Annotated in this window: 15 protein-coding genes; 8 read left to right on the forward strand and 7 right to left on the reverse strand. The window is 29.7% G+C overall.

The annotated features are described in order from the left end of the window. Positions 1-39 precede the first annotated feature (39 nt). From nqrE to ASC44_RS11910, 5 genes are all read left to right on the forward strand, one after another. Positions 40-771: an NADH:ubiquinone reductase (Na(+)-transporting) subunit E gene (gene nqrE, locus ASC44_RS11890; protein WP_083476285.1), complete on the forward strand. Its 732-nt coding sequence runs from the start codon at positions 40-42 to the stop codon at positions 769-771. Between the two features lies 1 nt (position 772). After that, positions 773-2,086, forward strand: coding sequence for an NADH:ubiquinone reductase (Na(+)-transporting) subunit F (gene nqrF / locus ASC44_RS11895; protein ID WP_055447807.1), 1,314 nt, complete (start codon positions 773-775; stop codon positions 2,084-2,086). A 93-nt stretch (positions 2,087-2,179) separates the two neighbouring features. Then, positions 2,180-3,052, forward strand: a complete 873-nt coding sequence (locus ASC44_RS11900; RefSeq protein ID WP_055447808.1) for a DUF4846 domain-containing protein — start codon at positions 2,180-2,182, stop codon at positions 3,050-3,052. A gap of 128 nt (positions 3,053-3,180) precedes the next feature. Next, positions 3,181-3,558, forward strand: a complete 378-nt coding sequence (locus ASC44_RS11905) for a hypothetical protein (RefSeq protein ID WP_055447962.1) — start codon at positions 3,181-3,183, stop codon at positions 3,556-3,558. A 60-nt stretch (positions 3,559-3,618) separates the two neighbouring features. Next, positions 3,619-4,602, forward strand: coding sequence for an FAD:protein FMN transferase (locus ASC44_RS11910; protein WP_055447809.1), 984 nt, complete (start codon positions 3,619-3,621; stop codon positions 4,600-4,602). Between the two features lie 84 nt (positions 4,603-4,686). Here the strand turns inward: ASC44_RS11910 and ASC44_RS11915 are convergent, their stop codons facing one another. From ASC44_RS11915 to ASC44_RS11940, 7 genes are all read right to left on the reverse strand, one after another. Then, the gene (locus ASC44_RS11915; protein WP_055447810.1) at positions 4,687-5,976 is read right to left on the reverse strand and encodes an HlyD family secretion protein; all 1,290 of its coding nucleotides are present in this window, start codon (positions 5,974-5,976) and stop codon (positions 4,687-4,689) included. 70 nt (positions 5,977-6,046) lie between these two features. Next, the gene (locus tag ASC44_RS11920) at positions 6,047-6,268 is read right to left on the reverse strand and encodes a hypothetical protein (protein ID WP_055447811.1); all 222 of its coding nucleotides are present in this window, start codon (positions 6,266-6,268) and stop codon (positions 6,047-6,049) included. Between the two features lie 152 nt (positions 6,269-6,420). Continuing rightward, on the reverse strand, positions 6,421-8,613 hold the full coding sequence (locus ASC44_RS11925; RefSeq protein ID WP_055447812.1) for a peptidase domain-containing ABC transporter: 2,193 nt from the start codon (positions 8,611-8,613) through the stop codon (positions 6,421-6,423). 150 nt (positions 8,614-8,763) lie between these two features. Then, complete coding sequence (locus tag ASC44_RS18060) at positions 8,764-8,931, reverse strand: hypothetical protein (protein WP_161805020.1); 168 nt, start codon at positions 8,929-8,931, stop codon at positions 8,764-8,766. Positions 8,932-9,051: 120 nt separating this feature from the next. Continuing rightward, complete coding sequence (locus ASC44_RS11930; RefSeq protein ID WP_055447813.1) at positions 9,052-10,668, reverse strand: vitamin K epoxide reductase family protein; 1,617 nt, start codon at positions 10,666-10,668, stop codon at positions 9,052-9,054. A 41-nt stretch (positions 10,669-10,709) separates the two neighbouring features. Next, a complete protein-coding gene (locus ASC44_RS11935; protein ID WP_152973319.1) occupies positions 10,710-13,355 on the reverse strand; it encodes a CHAT domain-containing protein in 2,646 nt (881 codons plus the stop codon). 5 nt (positions 13,356-13,360) lie between these two features. Next, positions 13,361-13,834, reverse strand: coding sequence for a hypothetical protein (locus ASC44_RS11940; protein WP_152973320.1), 474 nt, complete (start codon positions 13,832-13,834; stop codon positions 13,361-13,363). A gap of 104 nt (positions 13,835-13,938) precedes the next feature. Here ASC44_RS11940 and ASC44_RS11945 point away from each other — a divergent pair, with 104 nt between their 5' ends. Genes ASC44_RS11945 through ASC44_RS11955 form a run of 3 tightly spaced genes read left to right on the forward strand, consistent with a single transcriptional unit; the run spans position 13,939 to position 16,132 of the window. Beyond that, a complete protein-coding gene (locus tag ASC44_RS11945; protein ID WP_055447816.1) occupies positions 13,939-14,502 on the forward strand; it encodes an RNA polymerase sigma factor in 564 nt (187 codons plus the stop codon). After that, positions 14,499-15,323, forward strand: coding sequence for a tetratricopeptide repeat protein (locus ASC44_RS11950; RefSeq protein ID WP_055447817.1), 825 nt, complete (start codon positions 14,499-14,501; stop codon positions 15,321-15,323). The genes ASC44_RS11945 and ASC44_RS11950 overlap by 4 nt, the downstream gene beginning before the upstream one ends. Further along, positions 15,323-16,132 (forward strand): DNA/RNA non-specific endonuclease, encoded by an 810-nt coding sequence (locus ASC44_RS11955; RefSeq protein ID WP_055447818.1) that lies wholly within the window; start codon positions 15,323-15,325, stop codon positions 16,130-16,132. Before ASC44_RS11950 ends, ASC44_RS11955 begins: the two co-directional genes overlap by 1 nt. Positions 16,133-16,149: the final 17 nt, after the last annotated feature.

The following is a 16,149-nucleotide window of genomic DNA, read 5'->3' on the forward strand; positions in this document are numbered from 1 at the left end:
AAACCAAAAACTGAAGAATAAAACATAAAAAATAAAAAAATGATAGAACATTTAGAATTATTTTTCAAGTCAATTTTTGTTGACAATATGGTGTTTGCGGTTTTCTTAGGTATGTGTTCATACTTAGCCGTTTCTAAAAAGGTTGCAACAGCAGTTGGACTTGGAGCAGCCGTAATATTTGTATTAGCGATCACTGTGCCGTTAAACTGGTTATTAGATCAATATTTATTACAACCTGGAGCATTGGCTTGGGCAGATGGAAGTGCAAACGGAGAAGGTTTCTCTGGTATGGATTTAGGTTTCCTTTCTTTCATTATGTTTATTGCTACTATTGCAACAATGGTACAATTAGTAGAAATAGTAGTTGAGAAATTCTCACCTTCATTATATAATTCACTTGGTATTTTCTTACCATTAATTGCAGTAAACTGTGCCATTTTAGGTGGTTCATTATTTATGCAATCTCGTGAAATTGAAACGTTTGGTTTAGCAGTAAATTACGGAGTATCTTCTGGAATAGGATGGTTTTTAGCAATTCTTGCCATTGCAGCTATTCGTGAGAAAATTAGATATTCTAACGTGCCAGCACCTTTAAGAGGATTAGGAATTACATTTATCATTACAGGTTTAATGGGAATTGGATTTTTAAGTTTTGGTGGTATGTTAACAGGTGGAGAAGAAGAAGCTCCAGCTGAGCCAACAGCTCAAGTAGAAAAAGTAAAAACTGAAGACGCTAAGGTATTAGCCGAAAACACTAAAATAGCAGAGTAATATGATTTTAGCAGCAGGAACAGGAGCAACAGTAATAACAACAGTAGTAGCGTTTTTAATAATAGCGTTAGTACTAATAAGTTTATTATTATTTGTTAAGCAAAAATTATCACCGTCAGGTCCAGTAAAGATCTTAATTAATGGTGAGAGAGAGATAGAAGTGGCTTCAGGAGGTACTTTATTATCTACATTAGGAAGTAACAAAATTTTCTTACCATCGGCTTGTGGTGGTGGTGGAACTTGTATTCAATGTGAGTGTCACGTATTAGAAGGTGGTGGAGAAGCGTTACCTACAGAAACACCTCACTTTTCTAGAAAAGAATTAGCGCATGGTGCACGTTTATCTTGTCAGGTAAAAGTGAAACAAGACATGGAAATTACAATTCCTGAAGAAGTTTTCGGAATTAAAAAATGGGAAGCAACTGTAGTATCTAACTATAACGTAGCAACATTTATTAAGGAATTTGTAGTAGAGATTCCTGAAGATATGGGTTACAAAGCTGGTGGATATATTCAAATTGAAATTCCTAATTGTGAAGTTAAATATTCAGAAATGGATGTTACTGCTCACCCAGATGATCATCCAGGTGAACCAAATAAATTTGAAGCAGATTGGGACAAGTTTGGCTTAAGACCGTTAGTCATGAAAAATGACGAGCTTGTTGAAAGAGCCTATTCTATGGCTTCTTATCCTGCTGAAGGAAGAAAAATTATGCTTAATGTGCGTGTAGCAACACCTCCTTTCGATCGCGTTAAAGGCGGATGGATGGATGTAAATCCAGGTGTGGCTTCTTCATATATATTTAACCAAAAAGTAGGAGATAAAGTAACAATCTCTGGACCTTACGGTGAATTCTTTATTAATGAGTCTGAAGCTGAAATGTTATATGTAGGTGGTGGAGCAGGTATGGCACCAATGCGTTCTCATTTATATGAATTGTTTAGAACATTAAAAACAGGTAGAAAAGTTACATATTGGTATGGTGGACGATCTAAAGCAGAATTGTTTTACATCCATTACTTTAGAGCACTAGAAAAAGATTTTCCAAACTTTAAATTCTTTATAGCATTATCAGATCCAACGGAAGCTGATAATTGGAAACTTAAAGAGAGTGTTGAAGATCCTAATGGCGATGGATTTACAGGATTTATACATCAAGTAGTAATCGATCAATATTTATCTAAACATGAAGCTCCAGAAGATTTAGAATTATACTTCTGTGGACCACCATTAATGAACCAAGCGGTTCAGAAAATGGGTGAAGATTTTGGTCTTGATGACGAGAATATCCGTTTTGATGATTTTGGAGGTTAAAATTTAATTTAAAATCTAAATCTCATTATCGAGAAACTATAATAAAATTAAAAGCCCAATACGAAAGTGTTGGGTTTTTTCGTTTAAATTAATATGAAGAAAACACTATTTATTCTTGTTCTACTTATAGCAGTAGTTGCATTAGCATTTCAATTTAAACCAGTAAAAGAGACGGTAGAATATGTTTCTAAAGCTGTGGTGTCAAAACCGAATTTAATTCATAAGGATAGTCTAACTATAAAATCAAGAGTGCAAACGCCAGAAGGATATGTACGTCTGAAATATGCTAAAGGATCATTTCAAGAGTATTTACGTAACTATAAGTTGAAACCTTTTGGAAGTAAAATAATTAATTACGACGATAGCGAATATTATTGGCAACAAGGTCATATAGGAATTCTTGATATTCCTGTGCCTAAAAACGGTTTACAACAATGTGCGGACGCTTTAATTAGAATAAGAAGCGAATACCTTTGGGATGCTAATAGAAAGGACGAGATAGGCTTTAATTTTACTTCAGGACATTATTGCTCATGGCTTAAATACGCTCAAGGTTTTAGACCAAAAATTAAAGGTAATAAAGTTACGTTTAGTAAAACAGCATCAGTAAATACCTCGAAAGAAAATTTTTATAAATACCTGAATTTAATCTATATGTATTCTGGTACTTTATCACTATCTCAAGAGTTAAAAGCAGTTACTACAATTAATGATTTAAAGTTAGGCGATATGCTTATTCTTGGAGGAAGTCCAGGACATATTGTAATGCTAGGAGATGAAGCAATTAATGAAAAAGGTGAGAAGTTATTTTTATTATTTCAAGGTAATACTCCAGCACAAAGTGTACATTTAGTTAAGAATCTTGAAGATTCTGAGATTTCACCTTGGTATAATTTAAAAATGGATGCAGTAATACCTGTTTCAAACTTCACGTTTTACGATTCTAAGTTTGCTAGATTTAAATAGGTTCTGTCATTAAGCATTTGTTGAGAAATCCACTTTCTATTGATGATGCTTTATTGTATTTTTGTTTTTTAATTAATGAGATACCCGCTGGAGTATATCTTGAGCGTAGTCGAAAGACGGAAATAAATATGAGTAAACCTTTAACACCACAAGAACTTCACAACCTTGCCATGAATCACGTTGGTAAGGATCTCGAAAAAAGAGGTTTCGAGTTTATTGCTATAAATAGTAAGCTTAAAAAACATCCGCAATTTGTTTGTATGGATGCTAATAAAAAACACTTCTTCGTCATTGTTAAGGCCGTTTTATTGCCAGATAATGCTAATAATTACGATGTGGTTTGGATGGAGTCTTTTAAAGAACATGCTCGCGAACATGATGCTAAAGTACTATATGCTGGCGTTGGTTTAGGAAACCCAAAAGGAGAGTCTTTACCAATTTTTCTAGATGAAGAATATTTAATAGAGTACAATGGTATTCAAGTTTTAGAGACTAATTTAAATTAATAGGTCATTACGAGGACGAAGGACGTCGTAATCTCTTGAAGAAAGTAAAATGTATTTTATATGAAGAAACCAATAACTTTATTATTATTATTAATAATAACACTACTTGTTTCCTGCAAACAAGAACTGAAAAACACTAAAGTTTCAGGTCCAATATTCGGAACATTTTACGAAGTTACTTTCGCTTCAACAAGTAATGAGAACTACCAAAAACAATTGGATAGCTTGTTTTTTATCATCAATAAATCGATGTCTAATTATCAGGCAGATTCTGATATTTCCAAATTAAACAGAAATGAAACTGTAACTGTAGATGCTCATTTTACTAAAGTATTTAAAGCTTCAAAAAAACTTTACAGAGAAACAGAAGGTGTTTTTGATCCTACAATTGGTAAGTTGGTTAATGCTTGGGATTTCGGATCAGAAAAACCTATTGCAAAACTCGATAGCGCAAAAATAGATAGCTTAAAACGCTATGTTGGTTTTAATAGAATAGGATTAGTAGATAATGTTGTAAAAAAAGTAAATGGCGCTTTTTTAGACTTTAATGCTATAGCAAAAGGTTATGCGGTAGATGTCATTGGAGAATTTTTAGAATCTAAGGCTATCAAAAATTACATGGTAAATATTGGTGGTGAGTTAAGAACAAAAGGCATCAATATAGACAAACAAAAAGGTTGGACTGTAGGTGTGGAAAATCCTAATTTCGATGATACCCAAAGTACTAATATTGTTTTAAATCTTAAAGATCAAGCTATGGCAACATCTGGAACGTATAGAAAGTTTAAACTAGACGAGAATGGAAACCGCTATGCTCATATTATCAACACTAAAACAGGCTATCCAAGTAAAACAAATATATTAAGTGTATCGGTAATGGCTGATTCTTGTATGTTAGCAGATGGTTATGCAACTGCTTTGCAAGCGATGGGAGTAATAGATGCTAAAATATTTTTATTTAATCATCCAGAATTGAAAGCCTATATTATTTTTGAAAATGAAGCTAAAGAGTTTGAAGTTTTAAACTTAAATGGGTTTATATAATAATTTATTTAGAATGAGAATATCTTAAATTTAAAAAGCCTTTCCATAAATTATGCAAAGGCTTTTTTGGTTATTGATTAATTGCTATTTAAAAATATCTTTTATTTGAGAGAAGAAACGTTCTACAAGACGTAAATCCTCAGTGATGATTTCTGCACTTCCTCTCATTTCTTGTTTAAAGTCAATTTGTTTTTTATAGGATGTAATTAAATTCTTAGGTAATTGAGCTAGTATTAAATAAAAACCTTCTTCATTAGGAACTAATGTTATGTTATTTACTTTCGCTTGTAAGGTCCCAAATTCTGCTTCAGGATAGTTTTCTAATTTAATATTAACGGTTTGTCCTATTTTTAATTTGCCGGAATTTGTAGCAGGTGTTTTCAATTTTGCAATATATGTTGAGTTTTCCGTTGGTATAATGGTAAAAATCAAATCGCCTTGATTTACGGTTTCGTTTGTTCTCCAATAGTTTGAAAATGCTATTTTGCCATTTATATTAGATTTTAAAACATATTGTGTTTCCCAATCTTTAATGGCTTTTTTTAGTTGGTTAAAAGATTGAATAACGCTTTTTAAAAGCATCATTTCTTCTTTTGTTCTATTTATTTCTGTGCCTTTTGAAGATTTGTTAGCATTACTTATAGATTCTCTTATTTGAGAGATAGAAGATTCAAAACTTTTTAAATTCTGTTCAGCTTGAAGAAATTCTACTTGCTTGTTTTCATATTCTAATCGTGCAATTGTTCCGTTTTTAAATAGACTTTTATATCTATTTAAGTCTTTTTTCTTTAATGCTAATTGAGATTGGTTTAAAGCTAATTGGTCTTTAGAGCTTTTTAGTCGTCTATGTAATTCTGATATCGAATTTTTATTTGCTAATGCTTCGTTAGAAAATGGTTGTAAATCTTTATTTAAAGTATATTGTATATAATTGTTTTCGAATAATGCATATTGCGTATCAATATCTCCTAAAAACAAAACAGGTAATTCGTCTATTGGAAAAGTAAAGGATTTTGTATTTACTTTTATAGTATCAATTATATCTTTTAATTTATAAACATCCTCAAAATTCGAGGTGTTTTCTATAATAGCAAGAGGACTATTTTTAATCACTAAGTCATTATCTTTTATTAAAATAGTTTCTAGTTTTCCAGTAGATTGTGCAATTAGTTTTTCGGAAGGAATATGTGTAGTTAGTAATGCTTCTGTATTAATAACATCTGGGTATTTTATAAGCCAACTTAAACCAAAAAATAAAATAATTAAGCTCAAAAATAAGAGGTTGCCATAACGTATCATCCAATGAGGTACATAAGATAATATGTCTTGTACCTGCTCACTTCTTAATTCTATTTCTTCTAGTTTTTTTGACATTTAATTTTTTTTAAAATAGAGGGAAATTAATCCCTCTATTTATTTAATAGCTCTTTGTTTTAATGGACTATTAATTCAAAGTATTTCTAATTGGTTCAAGACTTACTTGACAATTATTAGGATCACCATTATTAGGAACTCCACAATAACCGTTTCTAGGATCTCTTTCCAATCCTTTACAACATTCATTTGAAGCACATTGGTTATGTGAGTTACAATGTTTTCTTCCTCCATTAATAGTTTTCTGTTCAGCTTTTGTTAAAGCTTGTCCTAAGTTTTTTAAATTTTTCATAATTAAAATATTTATAAATTAAAATTAAAGTGATCGTTTAAAGACAGTCACCATTTCTGTCTATTCCTCGCGAGAGAATTCCTTTTATCATTCCTATAAAAGCAGGAATTTATTTTATGTTTTCAGAGGCTTCGACAATACTTAGCCAAACATTAATTCCCTAATTCTAACTGGTTTTTCACCAAATTATAATAATTTGCTTTTTTTGCAACTAGCTCTTTATGGCTTCCTATTTCTATTATTTTTCCATTATCTAAAACTACAATCTGATGCGCATTTTTAACTGTGCTTAATCTGTGCGCTATAACAACTACTGTTTTGTCTTTAAAAAAAACATCTAAGTTTTCCATAATTACTTTTTCATTATTAGCGTCTAAAGCAGATGTGGCTTCATCAAAAAATAAATAATCTGGATTTTTATATACTGCTCTGGCAATAAATAAACGTTGTTTTTGTCCTGTACTTAATCCAGAACCTTCCGTTCCTATTTTTGTGTTGTATGATAATGGTAAAGATTCTATGTATTCTCTAATGTTAGCGACATCAATGGCGTGTGCTAACCTTTTTTTATCAATGCTATCTTCTCCAATAGCAATATTGTTGGCTATGGTATCATTAAAAAGGTACCCTTCTTGCATAACAACTCCATAATGGTCTCTCCACGATTTTTGAGAGATGTTTTGCAACGATGTATTATTTAATAAAATATCACCTTCATTAGGTTTATAATAACCTAAAAGTAATTTCATTAATGTGGTTTTACCACTTCCGCTTGTACCAACAATTGCTGTAGTTTTGTTTGCAGGAATATTAAGGTTTAAGTTTTTTAAAACTTCAATATCTGATCCTGTATATTTAAAAGAGATATCTCTAATTGATATGTTTGCATTTTTAGGAATGTCTTTAATTTTTTGTTGTGGATCGATTTCTTCGTTTTCCATATTATGGATTTCGCTTAAACGATCTAACGATATTTTGGCATCTTGCAATTCTCTTACAAAACCAATAAGTTGCATAACAGGAGAGTTTAACTGTCCAACGATGTATGAAATAGCTAGCATCATACCTAAAGTAATATCTCCATCTATAACTAGTTTTGCAGATAAAATAGTAATAAATATATTTTTAAGTTCGTTTATAAAGGATGAACCAACACTTTGCGTTTGCTCTAATGCTAAGCTTTTTATCGAAACTTTAAATAGTTTCGCCTGTGTGTGCTCCCAAGCCCAACGTTTTTGTTTTTCTGCATTATGCAACTTAATATCTTGCATGCCATTAATAAGTTCTATAACTGTGCTTTGTTCTTGGCTTAAGGCTGAAAAACGTTTGTAATCTAAGGTTGCACGTTTCTTTAAAAAGATTTTAATCCATAAAAAGTATAAGAAACTACCAATTACAAAAATGGTAAATATTTGAAGGCTATAGTAGCACAGTACAAAACTGAATACTATAAAGTTTACTATAGAAAATAATACGTTTAAGGACGATGTAGTTAGTATTTGTTCAATACGTTTGTGGTCGTTAATACGTTGCATTAAATCTCCTGTCATTTTAACATCGAAATAGGAGATAGGAAGTAGCATTAATTTGATAAAGAAATCGGAAATTAATGAGATGTTTATTCTGGTACTAACATGTAGTAAAATCCAACTTCTAATAATCTCTATTCCTGTTCTACCAATAAATAAAGCAATTTGCGCAAATAGAATTAGGTATATAAAGTTGAGGTCTCTGTTTTTAATACCAACATCTACAACACTTTGTGTTAAAAATGGTACAACTAACTGAAGTAAGCTAGCAGCTAGTAAGCCAATACAGAGTTGAATTATAAAACTTTTGTATTTATATAGATATTTTGATAAATAAGTGAAGTTGAATTTTTGCTCTTCGTCTTCATCAAATGCATTATTGTAAAACTTTGGAGTAGGATCTAATAGTAATGCAATCCCATCTTGTGTGTTTTCTGTTACATTATTACCAATCCAGAATTTTAAAAATTCTTCTTCAGTATAATTTATTAAACCATATCCAGGATCTGAAATATAATAAATGTCTTTTTTTATTTTATAAAGTACCACATAATGATCCTTGTTCCAATGTAAAATACAAGGTAGTGGCGCTTTTTTTAACTCTTCTAAAGTTAATTTAACTCCCAAACTTCGAAAGCCCACAGTCTCAGCAGCATCACTTAAATTAAGTAAACTACTACCTTCTCTTGTGGTTTCGCTTATTTCTCTAATTTGAGTAATAGACAAGTTTTTACCATAATACTTAGCAATAATTTTTAAGCATGTTGGTCCACAGTCTTTAGATTCTGCTTGTTTGTGTGTTGGGAATTTTTTCAAAAAACGTGTAGTTTTTTAGAGTTGAATATTTCTAAAATGAGAGGTATTGTAAATAAAGAGAGTGAGTTTAGCCTAGGCTAATTCGCTCTCTTTAAAAAAGTAGTATCATTAAAATATTGATTATACTTTATTATACATTGTTGTTAATTATTAATTACATCTTTCTTGGCAACGATACCAGCCGTATTCAGAGCCAGGTAAGTTAACCTGACACGGTTTTTGACCATCTGGACAAATATTCATGATTGGATACCCACCATTAATTGTTTTTTGTTCTGCTCTAGATAAAGCTTTTCCTAAGTTTTTTAAATTTTTCATAATTAAAATATTTATAAATTATATTTGCTATGAACATTAAAGACACTCACAGTTTGTGTCTATTCTTCGCGAGAGAAATTTTGTTCAAAACGCAAAGCCTTTTTTTAGGGCTTTGCTGTTTTATATAGTGTTTTGTAATTGCTTTGTTAGTGTATTTACGTGGCAAGACTCGTTTAATTCTTCAATAAAATAAGTTAAGTCGCTTCTTTCGTATGCTTTTGGGTACGATTGTCCATTTACTAATATTTCCGGTGTGAAATTGATGTTGTTGTCTAAACACCAATTGTATTCAGCTTCAAGAATCTCTTTGTATATCTCAGCATTGTTAGATTTTTTCCAAGTCTTTAACCAGGATTTAGCATCTGCATTATTATATATTTCATGCATGGCCTCTAGGCATTTTAGTTCACCTTTAGTATGGAATAATTCTAATAATCGACTTGAGACCAATACACCGTCACTTTCTGGATTGCTGGTGTTTATGTTAAAACGAATAGTAATGTTTATTTCTTTATGGTGTGTTTTTAAAAGAGATTCAACCATATTGTGTGCGCTTTTACAATGTCCGCAAAATGGGTTGGTAATTACTGTAATGTTTAAAGGAGCATTTTTATTTCCTAAAACTATTTCTGTTGTATTTGTAAGTGTTGTATCAACAGCTTCAGACTGTTGTAAAAGCGTATTAAATAAGTCGAAGTTTCTTTTAAATTTACTAGACTCAATTTTTAATTTTTTAAAGCCTTGTTCTTGCTTTAATTTAGAACTGATAAACATCCAAATGTAAGCGATAGTAATAAATGAGAATCCAATTAATAAGATTGAAGTCAAACTTAATACTGAAAAACTAAAAGTTGTAAAAAAGAAAGTCGCAGCTTGCAGGACTAAAACAGATGCAATACCTAAACATAAAACACACCAATTTTTAGATACTTTTACTTGATAATAAATAGAATATGCAACTATAGGTAAGCCAACTAAACTTATTAGGTACAGTATGTTTAATGACATATTTGTTAAAAGCAATAAAAGAGACGCTATACATATAGATATAAAGTAAATGAAACTAACATCACTTAGTTTAATGTTTTTATATAATGTTGCACCTTTAGAATTTAAAACCGCATTACAGTTAGTAGTTTTGCTTTCTTGTGAGCAAATACTATCTACAATTTTAGAATCTAATCCCAAATCATGTTGAATGATTAAATAGGTTATGGTTATTCCTATCGATGTGGTTAAAAAGTAAAAGGTTTCAGTGAAATTTGGGCTAGACTTAAAAAAAAGCACGCTAAATAATAGTAGTGCTATAATAAATAAAGGTTTTTGTAAATTAGTAGTATTGGTTTGTATAATCTGTTTTGTGTCGTCTTTTTCTACAGCGACAAGAATTCCTGTAAATTGTTCTAAAAAAATAGTTTCAGAAATAGTTTTACTTTTTTTGTTGCTAAATATAGTTTTGTAGTTTTTATCTTTTTTGATAACTAGGGCAAAATCTGTATCGTTCTCGGTGTTTAACTGAGCTATAAAACTAGGAGGTAATTGTTCTAAAGTATCTTTATCTATAGCTACACGAGTAGCTATATTGTCTATATCAAAGTGATTTAGCACTCCAGTTATTGCATGTAAACTCGGATAAGATGGGTGACTTTGTATTTGGAAACCTAATTCTTCAGCATCAATTTTGATTTTGTTTTTTTGAAGAAGCGATTGTACTAAAAAGGATAAAGTGTCTTTCAAAATAATTAAGAATTGTTTGTTTTCTTAACTGTTCCTGAAGTCTAAGATTTGTTACCCACAATTTTTAATTTTTTTATGCTAAATATTAAGAATAATAAAAACAAAACACCTAAAATGCTATTTATTAGTAAATTATCATTGAGTTCTATTGCCGAATTATCACCAATTAAAATTAAGGAAGACCAATAATATGGGGAGGCTTCACTTAAAGAATGCGACTCTATGTAGTCTAGTTTTGCTTGTCTAAGTGCTGCACTTTTTGTTTTTCCTTCTTTTAGGTAACTATAAAAGCTAATAGTTATCTCTGTATTCGATTTGTCGTTTACATTCCAAAGTGAAGAAACTACACTATTTGCTCCAGAATAGAAGAAAGCACGTGCTAAGCTAAAAACACCTTCTCCATTATTTATTTTTCCTAAAGAACTATTACATGCGTTTAATACTACTAATTCTGCTTGATTTTTTATTGTATACAACTCGTTTAGGTATAATTTTTCATTTTTAAAGGCAATCCATGGTGAAATAGAATCGCTAGCGTTAGAGTGAGTTGATAAGTGTAGTATTTTATATTTTTTAATTTTATTAATAAAATTTCTTTTGTTTGCTTCTTTATTAATTAATGAAGTACCATTTAATTGTTTACTTATAGTATTCGTTTCTTTAATACTTTGAGGTAGCTTTTGTAGATTGTCGTAATCAAAAGAATTGGGAGCAAAGCCTATAAAAGGTAGTTTAGCATTTCTTGCTATTTTAGTATTAAAATTTAAAAAAGATAGAGAATAAACATAAGATAATTCATGGTCTTCAATTAAATATTTGTTTTTCTTTCTTAAATTTTCAAATGCGAGGTGCTGTAATGCTTTGTCAGGAACAATAAGTAACTTTTGTTTTGTATTGATAATAGATTGGATGTTTTTTGGAAACAAGTTGTTGTATAATTTGTTTGCTAAGGTAAAGCACTCTTTAATATCTGATTTATTAACAAATGGATTAGCGATTAGTTTTAAATAGATATTAATGTTTGTATTTGTAATTTCGTGATTGTTTAGCTTGGTTAAAATTATTTCATCCTTAGTTATTAGCAATACGTAGCTTTCTTTTTTACCTAATATGTATTCTAGAATTGCAGTGTCTCCATCTAAATTACTTTTTACTGTTTCCAGATTAACAAGATTTAATGGTTTATTTAATTTATAGTGATTTGGATATTTTTTAGACATTGCCTCAATAAAGCTAGTGTATTTTATTTTTAAGCTATAGTATTGATCTAAAATATGGTAATTAGTTTTATTTTCCATTTTGTTTTCTAAAGCAGAAATTTTGTTTTTTAAATCTAATTCTTTTTGTAGTAGATGTATAGGTATTGAAGCGTTGTCTGTGTTTTTAACAATGTTTTCTAATAATAATAATGCTTTATTTTTTTCAATAAAATAAAAACTTTCATCTGTCTTTTTTAATTTAGAACAGGCATCAACTGCGAGCGTATACAGTTGTGAAGCTTCTTTTTGCCAAAAGAGTTTAGATTTTTTTTCGAAACTTTCAGTTCTTATAAAATCTAATAATTTATCTGTTAATCTAATATTTTTATATGCATATGTTAATAAATCTTTATTTTTTACATCAGATTCAAGAATATGTCTTGATTTTTCTTTTAAAATTAAGAACGTTAACGTTTTATCATTTGATCTTTTAACGATATTATAGTTAGGTACATAATATAAAGAAGAGTCTATTTTAGTAGAAAGTGTTAATTGTAAAGCTTTGTTTAAATTTGTTAACCCATTTTGTGAATTATTTTGATTAAAATAGTAATCTGCCTTATTCAAATACGCTTTTGGGATAAATGAGTTATTTAAAGTATAGAATTTTATTGATTTATTTGCATAATAAAGAGCACTGTCGTTTTTTTCTATATTAAATAAAGTCGCAATGTTATTTGAAGTGGCGCTAATTCTTAAAGAATCATTTATACCTAAAGCTATTTTTAATGCTTTGAGGTGATAATTCTTGCTTTTTTTATAGTCATAGTATGAGTTTTCTTTACCGTAATGTCTTCCATATTCATTATTTAAGGAGTAAAGTTCAGAAGTGTTTAAAGGAATTATTGAGCTAAGAGAATCTACCTTTTTTAGCAATATTGTATTCTCTTGTAAGGAACTATTCGTCTCAATATCTTGATTAAGACTTATTTTTTTTAGATAAATTAGAGGTAGACGTTTAGTGCTAATTTCATCTGAGTGTGTTAAGCCTTTGTTAAAGTATATCTTAGCTCTATAGTAGTCTCCTAATTTTTGAAAATTTAAAGCATTTTCGCAGTATGCGCGATAAGTAAATTCATCTAGATTGAAACTATCTATTACTTTGTTATAGGTAATTATGGATTTTGAGTATTCTTTGTTTTTAAAAAAAAACAGGCCTAAATTAAATAGGCCGTTTTTATATTTTTCTCTGCTAATATATTTGTGATATTTAACTTCTTTTAATGCATATTCTATAGCTTTAGTATAGTTTTCTTTATAATAATAATCTAATGAGGTATTATGTGATAAATCAGCATATTCTTTTAACTTATTATTCTTAAGTTCTTTATGTAAAACATGATTAAGGCTGTCTATTTCTATACCCAACTCTTGACTAAAAGATTGGTAGAATAATAAAATAAAGAAACATGCGATTAAGTTTTTCAAACCTCTTAGTTATCGTTTGTGTAGTTATGTGGAGGTTGATATTCAGGGTTGGTGATTGAAATATCTGGATCTCCATTAACAGCAGTGTCTTTACCTGTAGGTGGTATGCCAGGTTGTGGTGTTGTACAGGTTATAGAAAGATCATAATAAATATTGGGATCTAAGTGCCAGATTTCTGTAGATTCGGAAATAGAAGTATAGTATAAAAGACCAAGACAATAAGACCAATTATTTCTTACTATATCTTTTTGTCGTTTTGAGGTTTCAGGTTCATAAGTTACTAAATAGTTTACTGCTAAGGTATTAATGTTTACACCTGAATCTATGGGGCCATCTCCTTCAGTACTTTTGTATGCATTGTTTTCCTGCAATTTTTTGTCAAGTAATTGTTCATTTTCTATAAACGAATTATCACTAGTGCAAGAATTAAATACAGTAAGACAAAAAGTTAAGAGTAACGTTAATTTAATAAATTTCATATTTTTTTTGGTTATTAGTTTATATGTCCTTGTTCCTAAATAATTATATTTGTTACCCATTCAAATATAAAACTTTATTTGGATTACTTATACATACTTAATTAATGAAAAATCAATCTGTCTACCTTAAGGCTTTAGTAAAGGGAGATACTAATCAAATTTTAAAAATATATGAAGCTTCTTTTCCTAACGTTAAACGATTTGTTTTTCAGAATAAAGGCAATCAAGCAGATGCAGAAGATGTTTTTCAAAAAGCATTAATGCAATTAACAGTGCGTTATAAAAAGGAAAAATTCGAAATTAAATCTAGTTTTGAAGCCTATTTATTTACTGTTTGTAAGAATTTATGGCGTAGAAAATTAAATAAATCTAAAAACGAGGTAACAATAGATGGTGTTATAGAACTAAAGAGTGAAGAGCGAGACATAGCAATGTCTGTTTTAGAACAAGAACGATGGGAGTTTTTTCAAGAAAAGTTAGAATTAATCTCAGATAACTGTAAAGAAATTTTAAAACGTTTTTTTAAAAAGATAGCGTATAAAGATATCGCTAAAGAACTTGGTTATAATGATGAAAACGTTGTAAGACAACGCGTTTTTAAATGTAAAAGTAAATTGTCGCAAATGATTAAAGAAGATATTAGATTTAAAGAATTAAAAGAATTATGAATTTTTCTGAAGACATATTGCAACAAATTGAAGACTATTTAAATGGCACAATGACCAAGGCTCAAACGTTCGCTTTTGAAACGCAGATTAAAGAGAATGCTGATTTAGCAAAAGCTTTAGGAATTAATAAAAAAATGCGTTTACAATACAGTGACGAAGAATGGGATTTTGTTAAAGACTATAAAAATAGAAAAAAAATAAACGAGCTAGAAGTGTTATTGAAGTCTAACGAACTTCAGGATAAAAAAAAAGCTATTCAAAATGCAGGAGATCTTTATTTTAATAAAGTAAAACCTGAAAATGAAATAAGAAGAAACAAATCACTTCCTTTTTTAGCAATAGCTGCATCAATAGTTTTATTGATTGGATATTTTACTTTTTTTAATAATGATTTAACTAATCAGGAAATATACGCGCAGCATAATTCTTGGGAAGAGTTGCCATCTTTAGTATCGAGAAGCGAAACTAATTCTAGTTTACTTTCTAATGGTGAGTCTGCTTTTATAAACAAAGACTATAAATTAGCCGAAGAACATTTTAATGCTTACGTTTCTAATAAAAAAGAAGTTAATATTAATGCACTTTTATATCTAGGAGTTTCACAATTGGAACTAGAAAATTATAATAGTGCATTAAAAAGTTTTCAAAAGATAATAGACTCTAATACTCTAGATCAATCTAAAGGTTATTGGTACAAAGCTTTAGTGTATTTAAAAATGGATGACGAGAAGAACACTATAAATACATTGAATAGTATTGTAAAGGATTCTAAAAACTTTAATTTTGTAAAAGCAGAAAAGCTTTTAAAAGAATTAAACTAATGTCTAATAAAACAAAATACTCAATCCTTACGGCAATAGTAATAATTGCAACATTGCTAACTAAAGAATATTTAAATGCGAACGAAAAGGAAGTCGTAGTAACTAGTGGAACAATTACAAAACAAGACACAAACGAATACTTTTTACCTACAAGTACCACAGGACAAATTGTACACCACGATGGGTACAGTTTAAGTTATAGTGAACGACACGAACAAGCAGAATGGGTGGCATACGAGCTTAAGAAATCTCATTTAAGTAGTACTAATTTTAAACGTCCATATTTTGAAATAGATAATGCTGTAAAAACAACAGCAGCACATTGGCGTAATTATAAAAAATCGGGTTACGATCGAGGACATTTATGTCCTGCAGGAGACAGGAAATATAGCCAAGAAGCGCATGATGAAACTTTTTTGACTAGTAATATTTCTCCACAAACACACGAGTTTAATGCAGGTGTTTGGAACCGTTTAGAACAAAAAACGCGCTATTGGGCAAGTAAGTACGATGGTGTTTTTGTGGTTTCTGGTGGTGTTTTAAAAGGGAGTATGAAAACCATAGGAAGCGAAAAAGTCTCTGTCCCAAATCAGTTTTATAAAGTAATTATAGATAATAACTCTGGAAAGACTAAAATGCTTGCTTTTTTAATGGATCACGAAGCGTCTAAAGAGCCTTTGTATAAATTTGTAGTATCTGTAGATGAAGTAGAAAAACTAACAGGAATAGACTTCTTTTCAGAATTAGAAGATGAGAAAGAAAACAGGTTAGAGGCTTCGAATAGTTATAAAAATTGGAGTTTTAATTAAGTAGTTTGTAATTTATT

Origin of the sequence: Lacinutrix mariniflava (assembly GCF_001418015.1) — a bacterium.
GTDB lineage: Bacteria > Bacteroidota > Bacteroidia > Flavobacteriales > Flavobacteriaceae > Lacinutrix > Lacinutrix mariniflava.